The organism is Enterocloster clostridioformis (assembly GCF_020297485.1).
Taxonomy (GTDB): domain Bacteria; phylum Bacillota; class Clostridia; order Lachnospirales; family Lachnospiraceae; genus Enterocloster; species Enterocloster clostridioformis.
In genome coordinates, this window is sequence record NZ_JAIWZC010000002.1 from 12,027 (window position 1) to 37,826 (window position 25,800).

Annotated in this window: 26 protein-coding genes and 3 pseudogenes; 4 read left to right on the top strand and 25 right to left on the bottom strand. The window is 50.7% G+C overall.

The window, feature by feature from the left end:
* Window positions 1–32: 32 nt before the first annotated feature.
* Window positions 33–317: a hypothetical protein gene (locus LA360_RS27145; protein WP_146774925.1), complete on the top strand. Its 285-nt coding sequence runs from the start codon at window positions 33–35 to the stop codon at window positions 315–317.
* On the opposite strand, the gene LA360_RS27150 is transcribed toward LA360_RS27145, so the two are convergent.
* The 19 genes and pseudogenes from LA360_RS27150 to LA360_RS31675 form a co-directional block, all read right to left on the bottom strand.
* Complete coding sequence (locus LA360_RS27150; protein ID WP_022200627.1) at window positions 314–1,243, bottom strand: nucleoside hydrolase; 930 nt, start codon at window positions 1,241–1,243, stop codon at window positions 314–316. The genes LA360_RS27145 and LA360_RS27150 overlap by 4 nt on opposite strands.
* Before the next feature lie 26 nt (window positions 1,244–1,269).
* A complete protein-coding gene (locus tag LA360_RS27155) occupies window positions 1,270–2,310 on the bottom strand; it encodes an ABC transporter ATP-binding protein (protein ID WP_022200628.1) in 1,041 nt (346 codons plus the stop codon).
* A complete protein-coding gene (locus tag LA360_RS27160; RefSeq protein ID WP_002595699.1) occupies window positions 2,300–3,130 on the bottom strand; it encodes an ABC transporter permease in 831 nt (276 codons plus the stop codon). The genes LA360_RS27155 and LA360_RS27160 overlap by 11 nt, the downstream gene beginning before the upstream one ends.
* A gap of 3 nt (window positions 3,131–3,133) precedes the next feature.
* Window positions 3,134–4,000 carry an ABC transporter permease gene (locus LA360_RS27165; protein ID WP_112481618.1) on the bottom strand — a complete coding sequence of 289 codons (867 nt, stop codon included), beginning with the start codon at window positions 3,998–4,000 and terminating at the stop codon, window positions 3,134–3,136.
* Window positions 4,001–4,024: 24 nt separating this feature from the next.
* Window positions 4,025–5,293: an ABC transporter substrate-binding protein gene (locus LA360_RS27170; RefSeq protein WP_022200630.1), complete on the bottom strand. Its 1,269-nt coding sequence runs from the start codon at window positions 5,291–5,293 to the stop codon at window positions 4,025–4,027.
* A 118-nt stretch (window positions 5,294–5,411) separates the two neighbouring features.
* Entirely contained in the window at window positions 5,412–6,254 is an 843-nt protein-coding gene (locus LA360_RS27175; RefSeq protein ID WP_022200631.1) for a rhodanese-like domain-containing protein, read from the bottom strand.
* Window positions 6,251–6,961 carry a TVP38/TMEM64 family protein gene (locus LA360_RS27180; RefSeq protein ID WP_022200632.1) on the bottom strand — a complete coding sequence of 237 codons (711 nt, stop codon included), beginning with the start codon at window positions 6,959–6,961 and terminating at the stop codon, window positions 6,251–6,253. The genes LA360_RS27175 and LA360_RS27180 overlap by 4 nt, the downstream gene beginning before the upstream one ends.
* Before the next feature lie 13 nt (window positions 6,962–6,974).
* On the bottom strand, window positions 6,975–7,976 hold the full coding sequence (locus LA360_RS27185) for a phosphotransferase family protein (protein ID WP_112481601.1): 1,002 nt from the start codon (window positions 7,974–7,976) through the stop codon (window positions 6,975–6,977).
* A 6-nt stretch (window positions 7,977–7,982) separates the two neighbouring features.
* The gene (locus tag LA360_RS27190) at window positions 7,983–9,314 is read right to left on the bottom strand and encodes a TIGR04283 family arsenosugar biosynthesis glycosyltransferase (RefSeq protein WP_057572034.1); all 1,332 of its coding nucleotides are present in this window, start codon (window positions 9,312–9,314) and stop codon (window positions 7,983–7,985) included.
* A 37-nt stretch (window positions 9,315–9,351) separates the two neighbouring features.
* Window positions 9,352–10,335 (bottom strand): heterodisulfide reductase-related iron-sulfur binding cluster, encoded by a 984-nt coding sequence (locus LA360_RS27195; protein WP_022200635.1) that lies wholly within the window; start codon window positions 10,333–10,335, stop codon window positions 9,352–9,354.
* Window positions 10,301–11,050, bottom strand: a complete 750-nt coding sequence (locus LA360_RS27200) for a TVP38/TMEM64 family protein (protein WP_112481617.1) — start codon at window positions 11,048–11,050, stop codon at window positions 10,301–10,303. Before LA360_RS27200 ends, LA360_RS27195 begins: the two co-directional genes overlap by 35 nt.
* A 22-nt stretch (window positions 11,051–11,072) precedes the next feature.
* The gene (locus LA360_RS27205; protein ID WP_022200637.1) at window positions 11,073–11,510 is read right to left on the bottom strand and encodes a hypothetical protein; all 438 of its coding nucleotides are present in this window, start codon (window positions 11,508–11,510) and stop codon (window positions 11,073–11,075) included.
* 70 nt (window positions 11,511–11,580) lie between these two features.
* Complete coding sequence (locus LA360_RS27210) at window positions 11,581–12,735, bottom strand: sulfurtransferase (RefSeq protein WP_022200638.1); 1,155 nt, start codon at window positions 12,733–12,735, stop codon at window positions 11,581–11,583.
* A 200-nt stretch (window positions 12,736–12,935) separates the two neighbouring features.
* Window positions 12,936–14,321: an FAD-dependent oxidoreductase gene (locus LA360_RS27215; protein WP_022200639.1), complete on the bottom strand. Its 1,386-nt coding sequence runs from the start codon at window positions 14,319–14,321 to the stop codon at window positions 12,936–12,938.
* A 188-nt stretch (window positions 14,322–14,509) separates the two neighbouring features.
* Entirely contained in the window at window positions 14,510–14,722 is a 213-nt protein-coding gene (locus LA360_RS27220) for a hypothetical protein (RefSeq protein ID WP_022200640.1), read from the bottom strand.
* Window positions 14,723–14,901: 179 nt separating this feature from the next.
* Window positions 14,902–15,741: a class II fructose-bisphosphate aldolase gene (locus LA360_RS27225; RefSeq protein ID WP_022200641.1), complete on the bottom strand. Its 840-nt coding sequence runs from the start codon at window positions 15,739–15,741 to the stop codon at window positions 14,902–14,904.
* 18 nt (window positions 15,742–15,759) lie between these two features.
* Window positions 15,760–16,248: pseudogene (locus tag LA360_RS27230) on the bottom strand (sugar phosphate isomerase/epimerase family protein); the annotation flags it as partial.
* A pseudogene (locus LA360_RS31670) lies at window positions 16,242–16,799 on the bottom strand (PfkB family carbohydrate kinase); the annotation flags it as partial. The pseudogenes LA360_RS27230 and LA360_RS31670, both read right to left, overlap by 7 nt.
* Window positions 16,782–17,780, bottom strand: a pseudogene (locus LA360_RS31675) (TIM barrel protein); the annotation flags it as partial. The pseudogenes LA360_RS31670 and LA360_RS31675, both read right to left, overlap by 18 nt.
* A gap of 167 nt (window positions 17,781–17,947) precedes the next feature.
* On the opposite strand from LA360_RS31675, the gene LA360_RS27240 reads away from it, so the two are divergent.
* Entirely contained in the window at window positions 17,948–18,196 is a 249-nt protein-coding gene (locus LA360_RS27240) for a hypothetical protein (RefSeq protein ID WP_022200644.1), read from the top strand.
* Complete coding sequence (locus tag LA360_RS27245; RefSeq protein ID WP_225537813.1) at window positions 18,189–18,647, top strand: helix-turn-helix transcriptional regulator; 459 nt, start codon at window positions 18,189–18,191, stop codon at window positions 18,645–18,647. The genes LA360_RS27240 and LA360_RS27245 overlap by 8 nt, the downstream gene beginning before the upstream one ends.
* Window positions 18,648–18,675: 28 nt before the next feature.
* Here LA360_RS27245 and LA360_RS27250 read toward each other — a convergent pair whose 3' ends face one another.
* Genes LA360_RS27250 through LA360_RS27265 form a run of 4 tightly spaced genes read right to left on the bottom strand, consistent with a single transcriptional unit; the run spans window position 18,676 to window position 23,227 of the window.
* Window positions 18,676–20,286, bottom strand: a complete 1,611-nt coding sequence (locus tag LA360_RS27250; RefSeq protein ID WP_065547837.1) for an aldehyde ferredoxin oxidoreductase N-terminal domain-containing protein — start codon at window positions 20,284–20,286, stop codon at window positions 18,676–18,678.
* 12 nt (window positions 20,287–20,298) lie between these two features.
* A complete protein-coding gene (locus tag LA360_RS27255; protein ID WP_112481600.1) occupies window positions 20,299–21,081 on the bottom strand; it encodes an ABC transporter ATP-binding protein in 783 nt (260 codons plus the stop codon).
* Complete coding sequence (locus LA360_RS27260) at window positions 21,056–22,069, bottom strand: FecCD family ABC transporter permease (RefSeq protein ID WP_112481599.1); 1,014 nt, start codon at window positions 22,067–22,069, stop codon at window positions 21,056–21,058. The genes LA360_RS27255 and LA360_RS27260 overlap by 26 nt, the downstream gene beginning before the upstream one ends.
* Before the next feature lie 12 nt (window positions 22,070–22,081).
* On the bottom strand, window positions 22,082–23,227 hold the full coding sequence (locus tag LA360_RS27265) for an ABC transporter substrate-binding protein (RefSeq protein ID WP_112481616.1): 1,146 nt from the start codon (window positions 23,225–23,227) through the stop codon (window positions 22,082–22,084).
* Between the two features lie 271 nt (window positions 23,228–23,498).
* Here LA360_RS27265 and LA360_RS27270 point away from each other — a divergent pair, with 271 nt between their 5' ends.
* Entirely contained in the window at window positions 23,499–24,341 is an 843-nt protein-coding gene (locus tag LA360_RS27270; RefSeq protein ID WP_057572036.1) for a DegV family protein, read from the top strand.
* Window positions 24,342–24,403: 62 nt separating this feature from the next.
* Here LA360_RS27270 and LA360_RS27275 read toward each other — a convergent pair whose 3' ends face one another.
* A complete protein-coding gene (locus LA360_RS27275; protein ID WP_112481598.1) occupies window positions 24,404–25,519 on the bottom strand; it encodes an aldo/keto reductase in 1,116 nt (371 codons plus the stop codon).
* Window positions 25,520–25,533: 14 nt separating this feature from the next.
* On the bottom strand, window positions 25,534–25,761 hold the full coding sequence (locus tag LA360_RS27280; RefSeq protein ID WP_089776635.1) for a flavodoxin: 228 nt from the start codon (window positions 25,759–25,761) through the stop codon (window positions 25,534–25,536).
* Window positions 25,762–25,800: the final 39 nt, after the last annotated feature.

Sequence of the window (25,800 nt, forward strand, 5' to 3'; positions counted from 1 at the left end):
GCTGGCGTTCCGTGCAGTTATTGGACTTTAGTTTGTTAGGCAACCTCATCCACGCTTCACAGCCTATCCGGACAACTTTTACAGGCCAGTGGTTTGCCTCCGGCTTCCTTCAGACCCCACCTCACGATGACGCCCTTGCCATTGGCTGCACCCTTCCCACTGCCGGGCGGGTCAGGGACTTTCACCCGTTAGAACGTGCGCCCGCCGGGCGCACCCACAAAGGACCCTTTCATTTTAAGGGTCCTTTTAACTTGCAGACAAGTATAAGTTGGCTGAAAGAGCAGGCGAAGCCTTCAAAGACGGCTCGATTAAATTAATTTTGTCTGCAGACACCGGTCCTGATTCCGGGCACGCTCAGCCATGTCTCATAAATATTGTCCTTAAACGCCTCCGGCTCTCTGATGACCGGCAGATTGCAGGTACACCTTTCCCCTTTCTTTCCGGCTGCCGCTCCATCCCGCATCCCATCACCATCCATTCCCAGATACCCTGTCTCCAGGTCCTGCTCCGACACCCGCAGGCATTTTACATCATCCTCAAACAGTTCCGGATGCATGAGATAAGCCGCGGCCGTCACATCCCAGTTATAAAATCCGGGAATGCCGTAATCCTCATCATTATACCCGAACCAATAATCTGTTTTTTCCATGATATATGCTGCCGCCCTGTTTTCTTTTCCTGAGAACCGTTCCCTGTATTCCTGCTTTGTAAATAAAACCTTAAGGCAGTTGTTGCCTGTCATTATGGAAACATTCCGTCCCTTTGTGAGAACGGTCCTGGTTGCCGGCGGGTCACAGGAAAAATTCAGCTCATTCATTACCTTCTTATCAAATACAAGGGGACTTGTGATTCCGCCCATCAGGACAATCTCTTTTACCTTTTCAAAGAAATACCTGTCCCTCTCATAGGCGCCTCTCAGGTTTGTCAGGGAACCCGTGGCAAGAATCGACAGCTCCCCCGGATGGCGGTCCGCCATTTCCGCCAGAAAACCGGCAGCCTCGCTCTGGTAACAGCCTCTCTTCTCCCCGCCTCTTTTTACGGGAATGTCCCTGCGTCCCAATTCTTCCAGCATCCGCAGATTCACTTCCTGCACCACATCCAGGCTGCTGTTGCCATAGGTGGAAGTGACCCCCAGAAATTCGGCTTCCCTGCTTCCCAGCAAATACATCAGGGCCAGCCCGTCATCCACATCGCAATTCTTTATTCCAAAGGTATTGTCACAGTCAAATACAATTTTCTTCATCTATATTTCCTCCTGGCACATTCCTCTCATGCCATACCATGCCCAAACAGCACGGCTCCTTCTGTTTCCACGGCCAGTCCGGCCTTCATGCCTGCCCGGAATCGTCCGGGACGGCCGGGACCTTCCATCCTCTGGCACAGAATGCTTCCGCCGGGAGAGATTTTCTCCGGCACTCTTACCCTTATCTCTGTCATCTCCCCCATGAATGTGACCTCCTCCACCGCATAATCTCCTTTCTCCTGAAGACGCACTGAGTATGGACGTATCATGGCGTCATAGGCTCCATCCGGCAATTCCGTCCTTTTCTCAAACAGAGGACTGACAAATCTGCCTCCTGTCACCTCCCCGGAAATATAATTTACCTTTCCAAAGTACTCTGCCACCTTTTTTGTTTTTGGATGGCAGAACATCTGCTCCGGAGTACCGTACTGAAGAATCTGCCCATCCTCCATCAGCGCAATTCGGTCGGACATGCGAAGAGCCTCCGCCTTGTCGTGGGTGACAAGAATGGTTGTAATTTTCCACGCCTCATGGAGTTTTCTTACCAGCCGCGCCATCTCCGTCCGCAGCCCCTCATCCAGGCCGGAAAACGGTTCGTCCAGAAGCAGTACCCTGGGTTCTGCCGCCAAAGCCCTGGCCAGGGCCACTCTCTGCATCTGGCCCCCTGACATCTCCCTCATTCTTCTCTTCCCGAATCCGGGAAGCTGCACTGCCCGCAGCAGTTCCTCCACCCGCTCCTTCCGCTCCTTTTTCGGCACCTTTTTAAGTTCCATTGGAAAGGCGATATTTTTCTCCGCCGTCATATGGGGAAACAGCCGCAAATCCTGGAACACGATTACCGTTCCCCTATTCTTTGGCTGCCGGTCCATCACTGATGCTCCCTGTATCCGTATATCCCCGCTCTCCTGCTCCAAAAGACCTGCTATACATTTTAACAGAGTGGTCTTTCCGCAGCCGGATTTTCCTAAGAGGGATACAAACTCTCCCTCCTGTATTTCCAGGCTGATTCCGTGCAGTATCTCCTTTTTCTGAAGCGATACCTTCAGATCTTCTATGTTAAGACTCATAATATCCTCCCGCCATCTGTCCGGTCCAATACCCCGCGATCCGTTCAAACACAGCAAATACCAGCAGGGTGATGCCCATGAACAGAATGCTGTATACGCAAGCAATATTCCGGCTGCCGCTCTGTAAATAGGGTACCATCACAACCGCAAATGTCTTTATCCTGCCGCCTCCAAGAAGCAGCGTCAGAAAATACTGGCTAAAGGATACAATGTATGACATGCTGACTGCCGACAGTATCACCGGGACCAGCATTGGCAGTGTGGTCCTTCTGAATGCCTGAAAGGGACCGGCCCCCAGCACCCGGGCCTGCTCCTCCAGCGCAATACCCACTGCCCGGGTGCCGTCCATGATAAGGCGCACCGCGTAGGGCAGGGAATAAATCAGGTGTGCCAGGATGACCCCTGCCACTGTATTGTTAAGTCCCATGCGGATAAATGTAATCTGTATCCCCATGGCAAACACAGTCGCAGGTACCATGAGGGGAAGGACCGTAAGAAAGGACATCAAATCCTTTCCCCGGAACCGGTACAGGATAAGGGCCCTGGATGTCAGTACCCCGATTGCGGCCGACAAGACGGCTACCACGGAAGAAATCATAATGCTGGATGCCATGAGGGAGAACAGTTCTCCCTTTCTTCTGACTATTTCCATGACTGCCCGGTCCGAGAGCACCTGGGGAAACAGGCCGGGCCAGGCCCATCGTTCCGTAAATACCCATACAACCAGACTGGCCGCGGGGATCAGAATGGATGCACAAAGTACGGCCAGAATTATATTTGTGATAAACGATTTTCTCTTCTTCATCTCCTGCCGCTCCATCTTCTACTGCTCCGTCAGCGCCTTCATATTTTTTTGCACAATAAAATAATAAATCCAGGCGCTGAGTACGGAGAGAATGATAATGATTCCATTTAACGCCATGGAATAGGGCCGGTTTCTCAAATCCGGATGGATATACTGCTGGTATGCCAGCACCGGAAGGGCCTTTGGCGAGGTGGCGCCCAGGAGAAAGGGCAGCTCATAGGCGCCCAGGGCAAATACAAATATAATCAGGAACCCGCTGATTACCGCGCCTTTACAAAGAGGCAGGGTGATTTTACAAAAGGCAGTCCACCGGCCCGCCCCCAGGTTTATGGCTGCCTCCCCCAGGTTCTCATTGATATTTGCCATCAGCGCAATGACAAAATAAAGGATGAAGGGAATCTCCTTCCACAAATATGCCAGGATGACTCCCACCCCCTTTGTATCGTAAATGAGCATGGGAAACTGCTGTTGTTCCTGTAACATTCCAAGGGCATAACCAATTCTGGCCAGCACACCATTCTGAGAAAAGATGTTGACCACAAAAATGGCCACCACTACATGGGGGACAATGATGGGAAGCTGTATCACCCGCATCATGGGTCCCTTTGTCTTTTTGTGCGCCACACACACAGCGCTTAAACCCACGCCCGCCACAGTGGCAATCCCCGCGGACAGGAATGCCACCTTCAGGCTGTACAGCACAGATTTAAGCATCTCCGGCCTGGTCAGCACTTCCCTGTAATATTTAAACGTTGGCTCCCTTAACCCAAAAGCTGGAATTACCCCAAGACTCTGGGTAATTCCAGTTGCCAATCCTATGATAAACAACAGGGATAATATGATTTGGGGAGCCAGAAGCAAATACGGAGTCAGCTTTCTTCTCATTCCTTTTCCTCTCATTCCTTCCCGTTATTTACCCACTACCTCCTCTGTCCAGATTTCCTCAATGATGGGAACCAGCTGCGCGGGCATCTCAGGAAGGCGTTTGGAGAGAAGTTCATCCTGGGGTATTGTCCCCTTGCCCAGGTCCACCCGGTCAAAGGCGGCTTTCTGCTCACCGGACAGCTTCTCGTTGTCCAGAACCGGAATGACCCTCAACTTCTCATAGCGGTCTGCCTGGATTTCCGGCGACATCATCTCGTTGATTGCCACCATGGCCCCGGCCTTATTGCCTGAGTTAGCCGCAATTGCCATAAAGTTGGTATTGCCGATGGTTCCCTTGTCAAACTGGAAGGCTGCCGTGGTATCTGTGTATTTGCCGTCCTCAATGCTCAGAGCCACGTCATAAGCTCCGTATGTCATGTTCATCACTAGTTCCCCGTCCGCAAACATGTTGTCCACGGTAGTGGAGGAATCCGGGAAGGCAGCTCCCTGGTTCCAAAGATATGGATTCAGCTCTCTCAGGTACTCCATGGCCGGCGCCACTGCCGCCCTGACGGTTTCCTTGTCCTCCTCCATATCCATAAACTGCTCGTAGCCGCAGATTTCATAGATAATATTTCTCACAAACGCGCTGCCTGTGAAATCAGGAAGCGCGGGATACGTCACCTTACCCGGATATTTCTCCACGAATTCCCTCAGCGCTCCGGCGCTCTCCGGCACATCCGGCGTCACTGCCAGGTCCGCCACCATGACCAGCTGGGCCTTTCCGTAAGGCGCCTCATACCCTTCAATCGGATAAGCAAAGTCCATGGTCACATCCTCGCTGTCCCCATCCACATAGTCATTAAAATTGGGAAGCTTATCTGTAAAGGGGCCGTACAGCATGTTGTTTTCCTTTGCTGACCGGAAGTTCTCCCCGTTAATCCAAATCATATCAATGCTTCCGTCCTTCCCGCCCGCCTGTATCTCCCCGGTGAGCTGGCTTAAAACCTGGTCGATATCCATGGGCACACGCTCCATTGTGATATCGTATTTTTCCTTCATGACCCGCGCAAATTCATCGTCCAGCCACCGGTTCAGTTTTTCATCCCCGCCCCAGCCGTAGAAGGTAACCGTTGTTCCCTTTGCTGCCTCCTTCATCTGTTCAAAGGTCATGTTCTCCATGCCGGGCTGGCTGCTTCCCGTATCCCCGGCCTGGCTGCCGCCTGTGTCCTGTGTCCGTCCGCTTCCCGAACACGCTCCCAGAGACAGCATCATTGCGGCGGCCAATACCGCTGCTGTGATTCTTCTCCTCATGCTTTCTCCTCCTGCTGTTTCTCTAAAAATAATAACCCTGCCTGATAATTTTATGATTTCCCCTGCCGTAATCTTATGCAGTGCGGTCAGGGGAAATCACATCACCGGAAGGGTTATCCTATTCTGTTACAAATGCAGCCTGGATATCCTTATCCTTCGCGCCGTTTTCAATGATAAACAGATTGTCAACATCGAATCCGGCATCCTTCATGACGGAAATACCTGTTTTTGCGCACTTGTTTCCGCTGTAGCAAAGCAGGTATACGGGTTTGGACGGGTCCATTTCCTCTTTTGCCATCTTGTACATGGCAGTCTGCGCTGCCGGGTCTTCGATTTCCTTTAAGGGGCTCTGGAGGGATCCCTTTAAATGGCCCTCTGCATATGTATCATTGTCGCGGACATCCAGGATTTGGACATCGCTTCCTCCCACTGCCTTTAAGGCATCTGCCGCCGTGACTGTTTTCCAGTCGATATCCTCGTCAGCGCGGTTGGTGGTAAGGGCGCCTTTCTCAGACTCCAGGGCTTTGGCTCCGCCCTCCACGGTATAAATCAGGGAACCGTCGATGCCGGCCTCCTTAAGAACACCGGTTGCCTTCTCAGCGCCTCTCTTGCCGCTGTTGCAGATGATATAGATTTTCTGTCCGTCGCTTAAGTTTTCCTTTGCATATGTATTCATGGCATCTGCCAGGGAATCATCCTCCAACGGGAAAATAGGGCACCAATCGGAATCAGCCACCCTTCCCTTCACATAATTATCCCATTCCCTTACATCCAGCACATGGGCGCTCTTATCTTTTGCCGCCGCCACAGCGTCTCCCGGAGATACATACTGATAGCTGTCATCAGACTGCGCTGCCGCTGCCTGAGCTGTTGTTTCAACTCCTGCTTTCTGGCCGCATCCGGCCACTGCTGTCATGGACAGCGCCATCATGATCCCTAATGTAACGATTTTCTTTTTCATTTCTTCCTCCTTGTTTTATCTTGTTTTTCTATATATATTTTCCTTACCATGGCAACAAAGGCAGATAAGGCAAATAATATCAGTAAGCCGGTGACAAAGAACCTGGCGCCGCCGGTCAGCATTCCTCCCACATAGGAGTATACAATGGTCGCCGGAAGCTGTCCGATTCCCGTGGCTATGAAAAATGACAGAAAGGGCATGGATGTAAGCCCCGCCCCATAGCTCACAATGTCAAAGGACACAAAAGGCAGAAGCCTGCAAATCAATATTGTATTTTTGCCGTATTTATCAAAAAAAGTGTCTATCTGTTTAAGCCCCGCCTTGCTGGTCAGCTTTTCCGCCGCATCCCTTCCCAGTATCCTTGCTATGTAAAAACAAAGGGCGGCGCCTGCCATGGCACTGGACCAGGACAGGATTGCTCCCTGCCACCATCCAAAGAGATTCGCGTTGGCAAAGGTGATGAGGAAGGCCGGAAGAGGCGCCATGACAGACTGCAGCACCATCAGTCCGAAGGATACCGCAGCAGCATAGTTTCCGTAGGAAGCCACAAATTCCCTGACCACCCCAAAGTCTCCGGTGGCAAACATGGTAACGATTTTATTCATCATATCCTTTACAGACGGTATGCACATATAGCTCAGTATGGACGCGGCTATGCATGCAGCCACCACGGTTTTCCATATCCATTTACTCTGTTTTTTCTCCATTCAGACTCCTTTCCTACAGCCTGTCCATCTTTTCTAAAAATTCCATGTCCAGATACTGCCCCAGCTTTTGAAACGTGGACTGATTAAACAGCAGCTTGTCCGGCTGCTGGTACTGCACCCAGGCCATGGCGCACCATGTAATTCCCCGCAGGCAGGTGATGGGTATATAGGCAAGAGTCCTCTCCATCAGCCCCCTTGTGTCAAATCTGCCGTCCACCTTTTGTATATACAGATTTATGAAGTTCTCCATCTCCTCCGGGCTCAGAATCACATCTGTTTTCCAAAATGTGGTGGTTGGCGCAAGGAAATGTCCCAAATCCTGGGCCGGTTCCCCCCGGACAGGCTTCTCCCAGTCCACCAGGTAGTTTCCCTTTCCCTCTCCGTTGATGAGGAAATTAGTGGAATTGAGCTCCGTATTGACGCAGCATTCATAGCCTTTGCAGACTGCTGCCTCCCTGCAGCGTCTCCAGCCCCGGTCCAGCATCTGTCTTATTTTCATTTTGAGCTTCCGGTCCCCCAGGTCTGAATCCATGTATGTCCTGACCATTTCCTCGCATTCTGTCAGGATTGCCTCCAGGGGGTTCTCCGGCCTAACCAGATGGCTGCCGCTTCCCACCCTGACACTGTGGATGTCCGCCAGGCACTCCGCTCCAAAGGACAGCTCAGTCCTGTAATCCATGGGGTGTCCCGGCAGGAATTCCATCACCATGATGCCATGAGGAATTTTCACCAAACTCCCGTCCACATAAAAAGGCCGCGGTGTCCTGCCCGAATGCAGGAGCAGCTTTAACGTATCGTATTCGTACTGTATCTGATGTTCCAAATGCATCTGGCTGCCGCAGTTTACGCGGAGCACCAGCTTTCTGCCGGTGACAGGATGGGTAAACAGGTAATTCCTGTTGTACTCCCCCTGGGCCAGCATACGGTATTCCTCCGTCACCTGGTCAGGCAGTCCCAGCGCGCTGCGGTACTGCTTCCAGGCCACATATTCCCTTAATCCGGCTATCCGTTCCATTTTATGTCACCTCACATCCCGGTACATCCGGTCAATCAGTCCAATGGGCACCCGATCCCGGTACATCTTACGCAGCCGGTTCATTTTCCACATCAGCTTAAGCTTGGGCAGGGTTCCTTTGGGGAAACGCCTGTCCGAAGTATAGATGCGGCGTCCGGTCATGCCCAGCTTTACTCCCCGCTCCTTAAGCGTCAGAGAAAACTGGTAATCCTCCATCACAGGAATCTCCGGAAACATGCCCGCGTCGAAAAACAGGCTGCGGTCCACAAAGATGCCCTGATCCCCAAACATGACCTTGCGGTCCTTAATCCGGTGGTTTGATATCACGCGGCAGGTAAACATGAAGAAGTTGCGCGAATGAAAGGCAATCCCGAAACATCCCGCGCTGTGGTCCTTCATCACTCTGCGTATTTCAGCCAGGGGACGGGGCGGCAGTTCACTGTCGCAGTGGAGAAAAAACAGAATATCCCCATGGCTCTTCCTGGCGCCCGTATTCATCTGCTTCGCCCGTCCCTTTTCTGAGTGTATGACTTTAACCCAGGGGCGAATCCGTTCCATGGTCCTGTCCGTGCTGCCGCCGTCTACAAACAGTATTTCACATGTTCCTCTCAACGGTTCCAGCTGGTCCTGCATCTGACAGATGGTCTTCTCCTCATTGTAGACAGGTACAATGATGGAAATACGGCTGGTTTTTGCCAGATACCGTCCTGTGGACGTATTTTGCAGCCTCTTATCCTCCCGCATTCTCCGGCGGTATCCCTGAAGATCCTGGTAAACGTCCATGTCCCACATTGCTTCGGTAAATCCCACCGTGCACCCTTCCGTCTTAATCCGGCGCACAGTGTCCCAAAGCACGGAGCCCTGTCCATATCCTTCCACCTCAAACACGGCCCGCCGCGGTTTCTTCATGCCCACCAGATAATATCCCCCGTCCCTGGTAGGCCCCAGTACCACATCCTTTTGTTCAAGCAGACCAAATGCCCGTTCCAGATACTCCGCCCGCACTTCGGGTACATCAGTTCCCATGAGTATACATGCGTCATAACCCCGGCCCAATACCTCCCGGATGGCCTGATACATCCGTTCCCCCAGGCCGCTGCCTCTCTGGGAAATGTAATATTCCCCTCTGCCAAAAACCGGATGTAAAAGTTCTCTGCCCTCGTCCGGTGTAAAGCATACAAAAAGCTGCCCCTCCACCTTCCCGCATTCCCTCTTTATATCTTCCAGAAAACAGGTGTGGAGACGGGCGCAGCCCTTAGCACTGAGCGCGGGCATCATCCTGGTTTTTGTCTGTCCGGGTTCAGGAACCCTTGTGAAAATAATAATCGCGCGTTTCATCTTTCAGATTCTCTCCATCTTCCGTCTTGCCAAACCATCACCAAAATTTTGTAAGCATCCTGTTAACCATTGATTTCCCGATATCCGGCTTCTCATCACATCCCAGAATCTCAGGCAGCAGGTGTGTGACTCCCTGGCAGCCGCCCCGGGTAAGGTTTCCGGCGCAGGACGCACAGTAGGTAAATACAGTCCCATTCCCCTGGTCCCTGGTCTGGTGCGCCATCTCACGGGCCAGTTCCGGCTCCTTTCCTCCCGCGCACCCTCCCAGACCGCAGCACTGGACGCCCTGCACAGTCTCAGGCATGTTCTTTAGAAATGGAGCCAGCCACTGCACCCACTGTTTTCTCTCCCTGTCAGGGCATGGAAGGAACAGCGCCCCGTTCCCTTCCAGCTGGAGGCCCATTCCCAGCCGGGCTAATTTCTCATAAATGCTGATAACCTTTACCTCCAGCTTATCCTTCAGGAACTCATAACAGTTGGGACAGAGCATCACGGCCTCCTCAGCCCCTGCCCTGCGAAGATTTTCATTTATCCTCCCTGCGATTTCCTCCTCATCCCTTTTAAGTCCAAGCTCTGCCACCGGTTTGCCGCAGCAGTCAAACAGGACTCCCATATCTTCCTTTTCCTCCAGCAGACTGATTAGTTTCCTGGTGGTCTTTGGATAAAAGGAAGGAAAATTGCACCCCGGAAACAGAATGCTCCTGCCTGCCAGCCGCCGTTTATTGCGGTAAATATAATTCCGCTTTTCCGCCAGAACCAAGGCGTACCCTTTTTCCGGACATTTTCCCTGATTTTCCTCCACCCTTTCCCGGCGCATATCCAGGATGACCGCCCTGCCGTCAATTCCCAGCGGGCAGACCTGGGTACAGGTTCCGCACAGGAAACAGTGATAAGCTAACTCCTTGAGCTCTGCCGTGTCACCGATATCAAGGCCGTACTTACTTAAAAAAGAGCAGTTTTCCCGGCATATGCGGCAATGTACGCATTTATCGCTGTCTTTTATCCTGAATTTCCCGTTCATCCTCTTCCAACCTTTCCTCTGTCTCCCGCAGTACATACCTTTTTTTAAAAAACATACCCAGGCCAATGACAACTGCCGCCAGCACAGCCGTGATGGAGAAATAGAGAACCCGGTTCTCCCTGTCAGCCAGGCCCGCGGTTCCCACTGTATACATGGCTGTTCCGGGCAGCATGAATACGAAGGAATATATGGAATAAGTCCCAAAGGGGATGTCCGTAACTCCATAAGCAAAATTCTGCAAATTATAGGGAAACAGGGGAACCATCCTTGTAATCATCAGCACAAACAGTTCATTTTTCCCCGACTCGTCAAACAGCCATTTTTTCAGGTATTTATTCTTCATAACCACAGGCTTGATACTGTCCTTCAGGAAAAAACGGCCTGCCAGAAAGGCTGCCATGGCTCCCAGAGTAGCTGCCACCGTACAGCATAAGGTCCCCAGTACCGGACCGAACAGCAGGCCTGCCAGGATGGCAAATGTAACTCCCGGCAGCGTGAGCACCACACAGCCAATCACCGTGACTGCCGTGTATGCGAAAACCGCAGCCGCCATATGCTCCTGTGCCATTCTTCCCAGAAACTCCAGCGTGTCTCTGCCCCCTACCCGGGCTGACCAGCCGAATACATGGTTGCAGACCAATACCGCCAGGATGATTACGGTGAATAATACCGGCTTTTTAATATTCTTTTTATTATGCTTTCCGCTTTCCTTCATCCTCTGTTCCTTACCCTGCGTTTCATCCCATTCCCTGCCGGCCATGCCTGCACACCAACATTCCAATCCACGTCTTCACAACCTGAATCAGGGACACGCCCCCCAGTATCGCACTGATGAAATAGTAAGCCCGAACCTCATCCGCTGAATTCATCCATGTATATCCCCCATAAGCAGATGTCAGCGCTATCATACCTGCATTCATAAGCCACACTGTTTTTGTCAGGTTCCTTCTCTGTCTCAGGAAATAGAGAAGAAGCATCACGGTCAGGACCGCCATCAGAAGCACAGCCCCATTTGCCAGCAATTCCATGGGATATCTGGCTTCCCAGCTCCGGTTTTTATACACCACGTACCGTGCCATCCCCATTTTCCTGCGGGTAAAATACTGAATGGCCCATGCCCCTGCCAGGCACAGGATTTCCAGTATTGTCACAGATATATATGCAGCTTTCTTCATAACCATTTTCCCTTTTACATTTAATAAGCGTTGGACTTAATCAAGACGCAACGCTTATCTTCACCAATCTTTATTTTTTTGCTTTGTCCGTGGACAACTCACCCACCGTGGTAAACCGGCAGTCGCTATTTGCCGGGTCTCCCACCTGCACCGGAAGTGAATCATCCATCTGCCACTGGTACCAGCCTCCGTCATACAAGGTCATATTGGTCATTCCGTTTTCATAGCAAATCAGGAACGGGATCGTAGCTCTCCAGCCTGTGCCGCAGTAAAAGGAAAGCTCATTGTCAAGAGAAGCACCGGATTCCTCCAGATAGCCCTTTAATACATCCAGGCCGGCTGTGGTTCCGTTCTCATTAAGATAGGAACCGTCATCCGTATCATGTCCCCAGACAGCGCCCTCAGGTTCGCCTGCCCTGTCAATGTATCCATATCCGCTTGTCTTGCCCAGGAATTCGTCCCTGCTGCGGATGCTGACCAGCTTAAAGTTATCGTCATCTGCCAGCTTTTCCTTTACCTGGTCAATGGACAGGATGTATTCAGGATGGGCCGGGATTTCCACGCCGAACTCCTTGTCAGCGGCCTGCGGGGTATTGATAGTTTTCTCAGTCTCGTAGCCGCTCTCAAGCCAGGCTTCAAAACCGCCGTCCAGACATTTTACATTCTCCACACCGGCCCATAAAAGGGTGAATGCCACGCGGTCGTCCGCAGAATTCGTGCCCTTATCACTGTAGCAGATAACCGTTGTATCTTTTGTGATTCCGTATTCAGCCATCAGAGCCTTTATCTCTTCCGGAGTCCGGATATTCCAGTATTCCTCTGATTCAATATCATCTGTATTCATATGATAGGCTCCTACGATATGGCCGTCCTTATAAGACGCCGCATCCTGGACAGTACCCCATGCACATTCCAGAACCATATAATCCTTTGACTCCTCCTGATTCCCGTCCAGAACGCTCTGAACCCAGTCCGGTGACACATAGACCTTTTTCTTCTCAACCGGGTCCGCCTTTACAGCAGATGAATTCCCTGTCTCTTCACCTGTTTCTAACTTTGCCGCGGCTGTGTCCTTTGTCGTATCCGCGCTTGTATCCGCTGCCATCCCAGCTGACGCGCTGCTGTTTGACCCGGCTGCCGTCATTGAAGCATCTGTATTGGAAGAACACCCTGCTGCCAGTAATGCAGCAGTGCATAAAACAATGCCTAAAAATCTTCTCTTCATAATTATTTTCCACTCCCGGTTTCGTATTGTCTCAGTATAAATAATATAATGTTACTTTGATTATTATAAAAACACCTGCTTGTTTTGTCCAATCGACGTAATATATATGTTTTGTGTTATATATAGTTTTTTTTTATAATATAAATCTCTAAAAAGTCCCTGACTTCCCGGACCACGAAAAATCCTCCCGGTTTTGACATCTATCTCTTATCCGCCTTTAAATCAGTCTGGGCAGGATTGTCAATCAAACTGCCATCTTCAGAAAACCGAGAGCCATGGCATGGACAGTCCCAGCTGTGTTCCTCCTGGTTCCAGGACAGCCTGCAGCCCATATGCGGACATCTGGGTGTCCCGAAGGCGGTAAGACCGCGTAAAGCATGGTATCCTTCCTTTAAAAAGGAGCCCGCAGATGCCTTCCATGTCCATCTCTGAGGAGAAAAAACCTGTTCCCACGGGCTCTCTATGCCCATGACCAGATTCCTTAAAATCAGTGCCGAGACCATGGAACCGGTCATTCCCCATTTCTGGAAACCGGATGCTATATACCAGTACGGCCGCAGACGGGAATATTTTCCGATATAGGGAACAGCATCCAGCGTCATACAGTCCTGTGCCGCCCACTCTGAAACAATCCTCAAATCCGGCCACAGGGTTCTGGCCTGACCTCTCAGGTATTCAAAGGAAAAGCCGTCACACCCTTCTCCTGTGCGGTGTCCTCCGCCTCCCATCAGAATATAGGGACCTGCCTTTCGAAAGGACAGTCCATCCTCATCAACGCCATAATACATGCCGTCCAGATTAACCTGCTTCCCGCCTCCGGCCTCCAGCGCCAGCACATAGCTGCGTTCCTGATGCATCCTGGCAAAATAAAATCCAGGCACATTCTGAAACGGATAATGGCAGGCAAAAATAATTTTCTCTGCCTCCATGATTCCCCGGTCCGTAATCAGACGATGCCCCTCCACCTTTTGCACCGCAGTGTGTTCAAAGACAGGGATTCCCTCCCTGACAGCCTCAAGAAATTTAAGCGGATGAAACTGCGCCTGATTTTCAAATAAAAGCGCCTCTGTTACCGGAAAGGGCAGACTGGTGTCAGATGTCAGGACAGCCGGAAGTCCAAGGCTTACAGCTGCCCTGTACTCCTTTTCCAGATGTATCCTTCCGCTTTCCTCCTTTGAATAGAGACAGGCGGGAAGGCGGACAAAGCCGCAGTCAATGTTCCGGGCCCGAATCATCCTCTCATATTCCTCAACGGCGCTTTGGTTAGCCCTTGCATACAGAAAAGCCCTGTCATGTCCCATTGTCCTGACCAATTTGTCATAGATAAGTCCGTGCTGGGATGTGATTTTTGCCGTGGTATTCTTTGTCTGACCGTGGCCCGCCACCCTGGCCTCCAGAACCGCCACATCTGCGCCCTGGTCCGCAAGCATGCGGGCGCATAGCATTCCCGCCATTCCCGCGCCTATCACAGCCACCTCTGCCCTGGGTGGAAGGTCTGTCCTGCTTTTGCGGCCCGTGTCCGAGGGACCTGACTGTGCCGGATGTTCCGTATTCTCACGTATATCTTTTAACCATATAGATTCCATTTCATGACCTCCCAGCAATGCGTACTAATGGTTATTGTTCCCCGGAAAAGACAAAATATGAAAGGTATTATTTTGAAACATTCTGTTTATAATGAAACACGCGCTTGGCCCGGCTCTCTCAACCCGGCTCTCATCGACCCACGCAAAAAGGCGGACCCGGCCAATGCGCCGGTACCCGCCCTCCTGTTTTATCTGTTGCAGGGACGCCAGTTCCGTCTCCCGTCTTCAAATCCCACTCTGTATCCGTCGTTAAAGCCGGCGCGGTAAGCCCACCGTCTCTCACCTGCACACGGGTCCCATACCGGCCACCAGTCGTTGTCCCAGTCATTCTGATTGGAGCCACACCCTCTGCAGCATCTACAGCACCTGCAGCATCTGCAGCAGCATCTATTACAACACATATCAAATCCTCCTTTCAAATATGATTATGGTATATTGTATGGGACAGATGGACAATGTGTGACTCTTCTCAATGGCTTTTCCTTTTTGTCTCTGCCAGCCGTGGTGAAAGCTTCCAGATTGAGTAATGTGAGCACAAGAGCAACGTCAATCAGGTGCATCCCACTCCGGTTTCATATCCTTACCGCTCACTCCCCCGGCCCACAGACCCAAACAGTCTCATCTTCTCCATCACAGACTGTTTCACAGCCTCTATCTCTGGCAGGATGATATCCGTAAGCCCCATTCCTTCCCTGCGGCCAAGGGCCGCTGCCCTGGCACCGGCCTGGTTGATATCCGTGAAAATATTGACCTTGCTGATTCCCCGCTCCACCGCTGTCCTGAAATCAGAATCCGACAGACCGGAGCCCCCGTGAAGGACCAGGGGCGTTGGAATGTTTTCCGCAATCTCAGCAATCCGGTTAAAATCCAGCTTGGGCGGAAGCTTGTAGGCGCCATGAGCCGTACCCACGGCAATGGCCAGCGCATCTGCTCCGGTCCTCTCAATGAAATCCCGCGCCTGGGCCGAATCCGTATAAAACAAGGATGGGGCCTCTCCTCCGTTATCTCCCACATGACCCAGTTCCGCCTCAATGGACGCCCCGCAGGAATGGGCTGTTTCCGCCATCCTTTTTACATGCTCGATATTAGCCTCGTATTCCATGGTGGAACAGTCATACATAATGGAGCTGAATCCCAGGTCCAGGGCTTGTCTGCATGTCTCCTCCTTCAGGCCGTGGTCCAGATGCACCACCACAGGGACCGACGCTCTCTCCGCCATGGGAATCAGAAGATTTGCCAGGTCCTCAATCGGCCCATAGGGCAGCAGTACCTCGGCTGTTCCGATGATAACAGGGGAGTCCAGTTCCTCGGCAGCCTCCATCACGCCTCTGGCCAGTTCCAGGTTGACCGTGTTAAACAGTCCCACCGCGTACTTTCCCCTCCTGGCGGGAATCAATACGTCATTTAAGTTTACCAGCATTTTTCTTACCTGTCCTTCTTACTTTGTCTTTAATGCATCGTCAAAGGCAATATCTGACGGTAAAAAGTTAATCTTCTTCGTAAATGCACATGCCTCTGTTCCCCCGAAAATACGGTCCATGCCGCTGTCCTCCCATTCAACGGAAAGAGGCCCGTCATATCCCTTTACATTCAGTATCCGGATGATTTTGTCAAAATCCACGTCACCATGGCCCGGCGATACAAAGTTCCAGCCCCGTCTTGGGTCACCGAAGGTGATGTGAGAGCCCAGGATTCCATTTCTTCCGTTCAGGTTTACGGCCGCGTCCTTGATATGTACGTGATACACCCTGTCGGCAAAATCATACAGGAACATGGCCGGGTCCATTCCCTGCCAAATCAGGTGGCTGGGGTCAAAATTAATGCCCAGAGTCTCACGGTATTCAAACACCTCCAGCAGTTTCCGGGTGCTGTAATAGTCAAATGCGATTTCCGTTGGATGGACTTCCAGGGCAAACTTTACGCCGCATCCCCTGCACCTGTACCGGACACCACTGCATCCGGTTCAAAGCTTGGCTCAAAGCCCTCCTTATCCTTCCAGGATTCCATGGAAAGATTCAGTTTCCTGCACAGGTCCTCTATCCGTTTTCCGGAGGCCGTGCGGTAATAGATGCCCGGAGCGCCGCATTTAATCAATACACCCCCGGCCCCCATATCCAGGACCGTCTGCCCCAGGGGCTTCACATCCCGGACCCGGATTACCTCTGTGATATCCCTGCCCTCCGCCCGTTTGCTCCATTCCTGGTAACGTTCCCGGTCCAGCATAAAGCACAGCTCCTCTGCGCTTGGCACAAAGAAATCCACATAGGGCAGCACCTTTTCCAAAATCCCTTTCCAGTCCTCCCTGGCTGCTTCCGAGGACGGGTCAATGGCTGCCATATCCAGGGATATGGCGGTTCCCCCCTCTTTTATCCGCCTGAACATCCGTGCCAGCTCTTCTCCCTGATTCTGGTACATGCGGCGCATCAGGGTTGGATATCCGAAATGGAACAGGTGCGCCCCTTTGATTGCCTCAAAGTCCCTGTTCTTCACACATTTCTTCTGGAACTCATAGTCAAACCGGTCCGCCTTTTCCTCCAATGCCTTGAATATATTCAGGCTGTTCTCCAGATGCTTATAGCTGTCCTCATCCCTGGTGGTCCTCATGGCCTTTACATCCAGGCCCACGTATTCTCCGTTCTCACCGTATCCGTTTTCCTTCAGCACCTTGACCTGGTTAAAGGCAGACCGCAGGTTTTCCACGCCAAAGGCCTTGTCCTGGTCATACTTGATTCCGTTCTGGTCGTTGAGGTGCACGGTCATCAGTTTCCCCATTGCCATGGCAAATCCGATTTCATGGGCAGGGTCAAGACCGGCCAGGATGGCGTGGGCGCTCTCCAGGTTTCCGCCCACCCGCTTGGGGTCAATGGTGGCTGCCGACACAGCCAGCACATGGCCCATGGTCCCGCAGATGCTTCTGTCAATGGGCTCGTTTGGCTTTGGCTCAATGCATATCCTGATATCCGAATCATATTCCAGCATTTTGTTGATGGCATGAATCAGCATCTTTGTGGCCCACACCGGGGATTTGGACTCCGCACAGAGGGTTCCCTCCCTTGCCAGCCACAGCACCACCATATTGCAGCCCAGCTCCTTTGCAATGTCAATGGAGCGGTAAGCCCTCCACATGGCGTATTCCCTGTCCTCCTGTGAGGTGCTCATGAATCCGCCGTCCGCGGTGCGTCCGTCCATCCAGAGCCTGGGCGCCACAAACTCAGCCGCCAGCCCGTATTTGTCCAGCATCCTTTTAAGTTCCCTGGCCTTTTCCTTTATCTCTTCCTCTGTGTAATCATTGATATTCGGCACTGCGTCGTCATCATGGAACTGGATGGCGGAAAAACCCAGCTCCGCGAATTTCCTGATTTTCTCCTCAAAATCAATTTCATTTCTGGTAGCCGGCCCATAGGAATCCACTCCTGAATGCACATTCCATGGCCCCACGGAAAACTTGAATTTTGTCATATCCTTCCCCTCCTGCTTCATTGGTTGTCTGTATCTCATACTCATACTATAGCAGGTTTACGGCCTGGAATCCCAAACAAATTTACGGTTCAAACCATGACAAGTTTGCTTTTTGCTTTACAAGTACGGCCAGGAGGACGTATACTGTCAGAAAGGAGGGGAATTCGATGAACCAGGAATTTGAAATTATATCGCACAGCCAAATGAACTTTAAACTGTTTCTCGTCAACATGCTTTACCGCACGCCCCATATCCACAAGGATTTTGAGCTCTGCCTTCTGCTGGAGGGCAGTCTGAGCCTTCAGGCCCAAAATGAGAATCACAGCCTGAAGCCAAATTTGATTAAAATGCGCAGGGCTTTTAAACCTGCTCTTTGCCGGCCTTCTGGACACCCTGCCCAGCAGGCTTTTGTCTGATAAGGAAAAAAACGCCTCCCAGAGCAAGGCTTCCCGCATGCGCAAAATCATCCACTATATTGACGAACATTATTCGGAAAAGCTTCTCCTGTCCGACATTGCCCTGAAGGAGGATTTAAGTCTTACCTACCTTTCCCATTTTTTTAAAGATTACCTGGGAATCCCCTTTCAGGAATACCTGGCCAAAATCCGATGCGAAAAAGCCCGCCAGCTTTTACTGCTGACGGACTTCCCATTGCTGGACATCTGCATGTCCTGCGGTTTTTCTGATTCCAAATATTTTAACAGCGGCTTCAGGCGGCAGTATGGCTGTTCCCCCAAGGAGTACCGCCTAAATTTCCGCCATGACCAGCTGAAGCAGCAGCAAAAGTCCATGCTCACCACCCAGGAATTTTTGTCCGCCGCCTCCAGCATCGTGATTTTAGAGCGCTGCCTTCTTCCATTTCAGTAATAAATCTGAGCAGCAATTCAAACACGCTCTATTTTTCAAAGTAGCGATAGAGTACTTTTGTAAAGGGAGGTATATTTGCACTCATATTTCGGATAGAGTTATCCTCCTCATATTTCATTTCTTTTTCCCGGCAGCTTTTGGCATACTCCATAAGCTGAATAAAGTCCGTTTTAACGCCTGTTCTGTATGTGAATAATTCCGCCATCAACTCCATTGCCTCCCTGTTGTTTAACAATGCAAACGAAGTAAAAATACAGAATCCCAGATTTTCCAGAACAAATATCTGGTCGTACAGGTACTCTATATCCGGTACCGACCGGTAGCGTTCATCTATCCTTTCCAGGCGGATGTCAAACCGCATTTCATCATCAATTGCCTTCCGGTCCAACAGGGGAACCAGGTCCTCTCTGTCCGGGTACAATCTTAAGATGCCTTCTGTTCTGGATGCTACAAGCCTTCCGGTCAGTGTTCCCTGGTCAATCTCCTCCAACAAGCCAAGAATACTCTCTCTGTCCTGCCTTTTCCCCTCTGCGCTGAGGTACATCTTAGCGGCAGTGACAAACTCTGTCCCTGTTATGCCAAGGTCCATGGCTCTTTTCTGTACCTGTTTTGTAAATGCCATATCATCAATATTAAAGCCTCTTTTTAAAGCCGCCATGACCTCGCTCTGGTCAGGAGAAATATATGCCTCTCCATCATTGGACATATGCCGGTTTAAACACCCCACCACGCACATAGGCGCGCAGCAGTAGTTAGTCTTTCTGGCTTCCCTCCGCCCCTCTTTCTGCTTCTCTGCCGCTGATATCCTTACGGAAGGCTCCCGCGTCCTGTTGTAAAGCTTCTGACTGTCCCTTTCCAGGAAATCTGTCCTCTTTTCTCTATCCTTTAGGAGTTCCAGCAAAGTGATGGAGCCATAGGCCGGAAGGGCCTGACCGCACACCTCGCTTTCCAGGATGATACGGGCCAGCCTTTTTCCGGTTTTAAAAAAGTTATCCCTATCCCGGCACTCACGCCCAAAATATCCGTTTCCTGTAACCACCACTGCCCTGAGCCCCTTGCTTCCCGGAATATCCCCAAACCCGTTTCGGGGACAGTGGTATTGCGGATCCCCATCCGGGTAGGTACAGAAAAAAGTACTCAGGGAAAGCTGCATGTCCGCTGCCTTCCCGACTCCCAGTATGGCTGCATCCGCCCCGAACCGTTTCTTTAAGCGTTCCACTATGGTTCCTGTATCTTTCCTCTCTAATTCCGGCATGTGGATTATTTCAGCCGAATCTTCCCCTATATGCAAGACAGCATTTTTCTCAGTGGATTTCCCGCAAATCAACAGACCTGCAATTGACAGGGATGCCATCTTCTGCGGAAGGTTCCCTGAAACATTACAGACCTGCAGGCCTTCTCCCTTTCCTCTTTTGGAAGCAATGGTAACCCTGCAGCAGCTGGCAACCTTACATCCGGTCAGTATGCCCGGAACAAGGGCAATTGCATTTTCCGGCGAATAGCGCCCTGCATAATGGGGTACGCTGGAAGCCACCAGTTTCAGGGCAAGCCCCCGCCCATAACAGCCCCACGATTTTGGCTCATAGTCCAGGACTTCTATTCTTTCAGTGGTCAAATCCGCTTTTAAAATCTTCTCCATTTCAATCCCTTTCTATATGGACTTTACCAGAACGAATTTCTCATTATGCTCTAATATTTCTATCTTATCGTATAATAGGGACATCTTCCTCTGCACCTCCCCGGCGCTCAGAAGTCCCGGCATGAAGGAATCCCTGACTCTCCCATTTTTCAGAATCAGAATCTCGTCACAATATTCCAATGCAAAATTAGGGTCGTGCAGTGTAATCAAACCGCATTTTCCTTCCCTGTGAATAAGTTCCCTTATTTTTGACAGAATCAGATGGTGGTTCAAAAAATCCAATGCGCTGTCCGGCTCATCAAAAAGCATGACCGGGGCATTTTGTACCATTGCCCTGGCCAGGATAATCAGCTGTTTCTGTCCCTCGCTCAGCGACATAAAGTCCGCATCCGCCTTTTCCTCCAGCCCCAATTCCCGGATGACGCCCCGGGCCTCTTCCTTTTGCCCTTTGGACGGCGTGGAAAAAAAGTTCAGATATGGATTGAAACCCATGGCAACCACATCGGTTGTGGAAATACTGTAGATGATTGTGTTTTTCTGAGGGACATAACTGATTAACTGAGCTTTTCGCTTTTCATTCATCTTATAAGCATCCTCGCCGCAGACCCTCCAAACCGCAGACCTTCCCCTAAGGAGTCCGCAGGATGCCTTTAGCATGGTTGTCTTACCGGACCCGTTCAGCCCTAAAAGCGCAGTCAGTTTTCCTTCTCTCAAGCTTATGTCACAATGCTTGATTACTTCCCTTTTTCCATAGGAAACCGACATATCCTTAATCTCTAACAGAACCGTTTCCATTCCAGTCCCCCCTTTTACAGAGAAGGTATACCAATAAGGGAACCCCGCATACGGATGTCAGTATGCTGATAGGAACCTCGCTTCCAGCCATACTCCTTGCGAAGCAGTCCGCAGCCATCATGATTGACGCGCCTGTCAGCCCGCTTAGTATGCATGTCCCAAAATCGCTTTTCTTAAGCAGCATTCTGGCAATATGCGGGGCCACCAACCCAATAAAACTGATGATTCCTGTTACACAGACCGTGGAAGCCACCAGAAGCGTAGAAAATCCCAATACAATACACCGTACCAGATTTACCCTCATCCCAAGCATCCGCGCCTCATCATCTCCCAGGGACAGCAGCGTAATCTGCCATCTTAACAAAATGATTCCAATGAAGCCCGCCAGGAAAACAGGAAAAATCACTCTCAGCTTATCCATTGTGATATTCGCAAAGCTTCCCATTGCCCAATAATCAATGGCAGACAGCTGTTTGTCCGGGTCAGCAAAATATTTCATGGCCATGACAAATGCTTCTGCCGCAGCCTTTACAGCAATGCCTGCCAGCACATAAGTTGCCGATGTTCTCTGTCTCACAAATCCAGCCAGGACAACCACGGCAGCCACCGCTGTTATGCCTCCCACAAACGAACTCCCAGCTGCCAGAATCATCCCCCCATGAAGGCATACAATTGAAAATGCAGCACCCGCAGCAGCGCCATTGGCTACACCAATCAAGTCAGGTGCAGCCAATGGATTTTTAAAAATATTTTGATATACGGCCCCTGCCATACTCAGGCCGAATCCTGCCATCAATGCCATGATTGTTCTGGGCAGACGCAGTGTGAAAAACACATTGCGCGCCATTCCCTCATGGACAGTTCCGGTACAGATTTGAAATATTTCCCTTAAAGTCAGATTGTATTTTCCAACATAAAGAGAAATCAGGAATGCAGCTATGGTAACGGCAGCCGCTCCCAGGTAAATGTGTGATTCTTTCTGTTTCAATCGTGTATACCTTTACTTTGTAATCAATGCCGTATCAATGTCTGTATGATAAAATTCTTTATAAAAATCAGCTGCTTCTTCTGCAAATGTATCAAAGGGATACTTATCCTCATTGATAATACTGGAAAGCCACATGCATCCCAGGATACCGGAAGGAACCGGTGAATCCCATGCCTCGAAGTCTTCCGGCATTTCATACACCTGCGCGTTCTTGACTGCATTGATTTCAGCCAGCTGCCCATCCTTCATCACATCTTCTTTTGTAAAATCCGCTTCCGGGATGATTACAAGAATGTCAGGATTGTACGCAATCAACTGTTCATACGATATATTGGCCCAGCCTTTATCGGTCAAATCACTGGCAGCATTTACACCGCCTGCCGTTTCAATCACACTGTTCTGGTACATGGCCGGAGCAGCCGCTGTCAGTACGCTGCTGGTTCCTGCAATGTAGACCGATGGTTTTTCCGTCTTTTCCCCTGAAATTTTATCTAATTCCTCCAGCTTTGTATCATAATATGAAATCAGTTTCTCTGCCTGTTCTTTGGCCACAGCTGCCTGTCCAATCATGGAAATGGTTTCCAAAAGCAAATCCGTATCCTCCGGATTCACCACTAATACTGCAATCCCCATGCCGGATAAAGTCTCGGCCTGCTCAGACAAACGCTTTGGAAGTACTACCAGGTCCGGCTCAAGAGATATGCACCCCTCTAAATTAAATTCCTTCGCAGTCCCCACATCCGGCAGATTCAAAAGTTCAGGCGCCGCCAATCCATAAATGGGCCTGGATGCTGCCTTTGACTCGATACCAACCAGTTTATCCTCAATCCCCAATGCAATCATCATGGAGGTGGTGATATAATACCCGCTTACGATTTTGTCCGCCGGCTTATCTAATACCACTTCCCTTCCAACCGCATCCGTGATTTTTATTGCCCCTGATGTTCCGGCATCCGCAGCCGAAGAGGGCTCCTCTTTTACCGCTTCTACCTCCGCTGCTTCTGTCTGGGTTTGGGTATCCGGCACAGCTGCCTGTGATTCGGCCTTCTGTCCTTCTGTCTCTGACTGGACCTGGTTTTCTCCTGTCTGTGAAGAACAGCCGGTCACGGAAGCCATGACAAGCGATGCGCTCAATAAAATTGCCAATATTTTTTTCATCTTCTTCTCCCCTGTCTGTATCATATGTATATTTACCCTATACATTATATCATTTGAGAAAATTACCACAAATAGCTTATATTTATACTCTTTTATCTGAAATTGTTTTTATCTATGCACATGACTGAAATAGCCGTGGTATTCCTCCCGCATATCCCCTTTATTTTTATTGGCATCGGGAACAATGCGAGGCAAATTTCATGTTGACACAGGCATTGTGTTATGAGATACTTTTATATATAGTATTTAATACTACGTATGGAGGTGTTGTATGAAAACTGTTATTCTAATTGACTCTGGCTGCGACGTATCCCATGAGATAGTCCAGAGATTTCACATGAAGGTGATGCCCCTTCATATCATTTATCCGGAACGGGATTATATTGACGGCGTGGACATCCTTCCTGAGGCCATTTATCAGCGTTTTCCGGGCGAAATTCCCGCCACTTCAACACCCAGTCCCCAGGATGTGAAAGATATGGTTGAAGAAATCAAGGCAGAGGGTTATACTCATGTGCTGGCATTCTGTATTTCCAGCGGCTTAAGCGGTACATATAATACGGTTGCCAGTGTTCTGGGAGATGAAAAGGACCTGACTTCCTTTGTGCTGGACACCAGAAACATATCCTTTGGGGCCGGTATCCTGGCTGTATGGGCCGGGATGCAGTTAGAAGAAGGGAAAAGCTTTGATGAACTGAAAGAAATGCTTCCCGGAAAAGTTAAGGATTCCAAGGTATTCTATTACATGGATACGCTGACCTATCTGCGCAGGGGAGGCCGAATCGGTCTGGTCACCTCTGCGGCAGGCAGCATCCTAAACATTAAGCCCATCATCTCCTGCAATGATGACGGGGTATATTACACTGCTGCGAAAATACGTGGCGCAAAGCGGGGACTCTCCAGACTGCTGGCGGAAGCCAGTTCCTTTGCCGGCGGCCGCCCCTGCCTGACCGCCCTGTTGAACGGCCAGGGACAGGAGGCGTCCGATGAACTGAGGCCCCGGCTGATTGCCCGCATCCCGGAAGGACGCCTGATTATGGAAAAAGCCATCACTGCTTCCCTGGCCGTACACACCGGCCCCGGTCTGGTGGGAATCGGCGTGCTCCGTCTGTAGCAGGTATGTACCTGCAGGCCGGCCCGGAAACAGTTGGCCGGAAACAGTTGGACCTATAAAAGTTACAGTGCCTCCGCCGCCCTTGCCAGTTCTTCCCGAATGGCAATATGCTGGGGACAGACCTGTTCACACTTGCCGCATTTGATACATTCTGCGGCTTTCTTTTTTCCATGCCCTCCAACCAGCCAGTCCTCCTGATGAGCGGCAGCCGCCTTATCCCTATAAAGGGTCAGATAATTCATGGCTGTAAATGAACCGGATATGCCAATGTTATTGGGACATACCTTGGCGCAGTAATTGCAGGTAGTGCATGGAATCAGGGGAATCCGGTTAATCTCCCTGTGTGCAGCATCCAGTGTCCTCTGCTCCTCCGGGGTCAGGCCGTTAAAATCCTTCATGCTGGAAAGATTATCCTCCATCTGCTCCAGGCTGCTCATACCGGAGAGCACAGTAATAACGCCTTCCAGACCGGCCGCAAAACGGATGGCCCAGGACGCAGCCGACCTGTCCGGTTCTGCCTTCTTCAGAATGTTCAGGACAGACTCCGGCGGATTGGCCAGCATACCGCCTTTTACAGGCTCCATGATTACCACTGGTTTTCCGTGCTTTCTGGCCACCTCATAGCATCGTCCGGACTGCACGGCCGGGTAATCCCAGTCAGCATAATTGATTTGAAGCTGGACAAATTCCATTTCCGGATGCCTGGTCAACAGTTCATCCAGCTCCTCAGGCGTTGAGTGGAAGGAAAATCCCACATGCTTAATCAGACCCTGCGCCTTTTTCTCCTGAACAAATCCCCACATATCATAGTCATCGAAAAAATGGGTTCGGCTCTCTCCCAGGTTATGCAGCAGGTAAAAATCAAAATATCCGGCTCCTGTCTGCTTTAAGGAAGTGTCAAACTGTGCAGCTGCTTCCTCCCTGCTCCTGCAGTTAATCCATGCAGCGTTCTTGGTCGCCAGCTGGAACCGGCTGCGGGGATACCGTTCTACCAATGCCTGGCGGATGGCATCCTCGCTGCCTGCATAGGCCCATGCCGTATCAAAATAGGTAAAGCCTGCCTCCAGAAACAAATCTGTCATTTGTTTCGTCTGTTCTATGTCAATTACGCCGTCTTTTTGCGGCAGCCTCATCAGGCCAAAACCCAGCTTCTTTATTTCCTCACCTAAATATGCCATCTTTGTGCTTCCTCCTATAATCCAAGGCCGTCCACCCATGACTTAAGATCAGCGGCCTTCACACTGCCGAACCGTCTGCCCTGTTTCCAGCGGGTATCCCGGGAACAGCAGTCTTTTAATACCCGGTCCGTGTCACCCATGCCGCTGCCGCCGGAAGTCGCAAAGGGAATCACTGTCTTGCCTGAGAAGTCATAGCTTTCCAGGAATGTGTTAATGATGGTGGGAGCTACGTACCACCAGATGGGGTATGAAAACTTGTATCAAAGTAAATTTCCCTTTAT

Bases quoted from the DNA above. Each gene is read 5' to 3' on its own strand.
- LA360_RS27175 (WP_022200631.1), bottom strand. From the start codon at position 6,254: ATGAAAAAGAAAATCGTTACATTAGGGATCATGATGGCGCTGTCCATG.
- LA360_RS27255 (WP_112481600.1), bottom strand. From the start codon at position 21,081: ATGGAAACGGTTCTGTTAGAGATTAAGGATATGTCGGTTTCCTATGGA.
- LA360_RS27225 (WP_022200641.1), bottom strand. From the start codon at position 15,741: ATGCTGGTAAACTTAAATGACGTATTGATTCCCGCCAGGAGGGGAAAG.
- LA360_RS27240 (WP_022200644.1), top strand. From the start codon at position 17,948: ATGAACCAGGAATTTGAAATTATATCGCACAGCCAAATGAACTTTAAA.
- LA360_RS27250 (WP_065547837.1), bottom strand. From the start codon at position 20,286: ATGGAGAAGATTTTAAAAGCGGATTTGACCACTGAAAGAATAGAAGTC.
- LA360_RS27150 (WP_022200627.1), bottom strand. From the start codon at position 1,243: ATGAAGAAAATTGTATTTGACTGTGACAATACCTTTGGAATAAAGAAT.
- LA360_RS27195 (WP_022200635.1), bottom strand. From the start codon at position 10,335: ATGAACGGGAAATTCAGGATAAAAGACAGCGATAAATGCGTACATTGC.
- LA360_RS27275 (WP_112481598.1), bottom strand. From the start codon at position 25,519: ATGGCATATTTAGGTGAGGAAATAAAGAAGCTGGGTTTTGGCCTGATG.
- LA360_RS27185 (WP_112481601.1), bottom strand. From the start codon at position 7,976: ATGGAACGGATAGCCGGATTAAGGGAATATGTGGCCTGGAAGCAGTAC.
- LA360_RS27160 (WP_002595699.1), bottom strand. From the start codon at position 3,130: ATGGAGCGGCAGGAGATGAAGAAGAGAAAATCGTTTATCACAAATATA.
- LA360_RS27200 (WP_112481617.1), bottom strand. From the start codon at position 11,050: ATGAAGGAAAGCGGAAAGCATAATAAAAAGAATATTAAAAAGCCGGTA.
- LA360_RS27215 (WP_022200639.1), bottom strand. From the start codon at position 14,321: ATGGAATCTATATGGTTAAAAGATATACGTGAGAATACGGAACATCCG.
- LA360_RS27170 (WP_022200630.1), bottom strand. From the start codon at position 5,293: ATGAGGAGAAGAATCACAGCAGCGGTATTGGCCGCCGCAATGATGCTG.
- LA360_RS27180 (WP_022200632.1), bottom strand. From the start codon at position 6,961: ATGGAGAAAAAACAGAGTAAATGGATATGGAAAACCGTGGTGGCTGCA.
- LA360_RS27155 (WP_022200628.1), bottom strand. From the start codon at position 2,310: ATGAGTCTTAACATAGAAGATCTGAAGGTATCGCTTCAGAAAAAGGAG.
- LA360_RS27265 (WP_112481616.1), bottom strand. From the start codon at position 23,227: ATGAAAAAAATATTGGCAATTTTATTGAGCGCATCGCTTGTCATGGCT.
- LA360_RS27165 (WP_112481618.1), bottom strand. From the start codon at position 4,000: ATGAGAAGAAAGCTGACTCCGTATTTGCTTCTGGCTCCCCAAATCATA.
- LA360_RS27220 (WP_022200640.1), bottom strand. From the start codon at position 14,722: ATGTGTTGTAATAGATGCTGCTGCAGATGCTGCAGGTGCTGTAGATGC.
- LA360_RS27190 (WP_057572034.1), bottom strand. From the start codon at position 9,314: ATGAAACGCGCGATTATTATTTTCACAAGGGTTCCTGAACCCGGACAG.
- LA360_RS27205 (WP_022200637.1), bottom strand. From the start codon at position 11,510: ATGAAGAAAGCTGCATATATATCTGTGACAATACTGGAAATCCTGTGC.
- LA360_RS27270 (WP_057572036.1), top strand. From the start codon at position 23,499: ATGAAAACTGTTATTCTAATTGACTCTGGCTGCGACGTATCCCATGAG.
- LA360_RS27210 (WP_022200638.1), bottom strand. From the start codon at position 12,735: ATGAAGAGAAGATTTTTAGGCATTGTTTTATGCACTGCTGCATTACTG.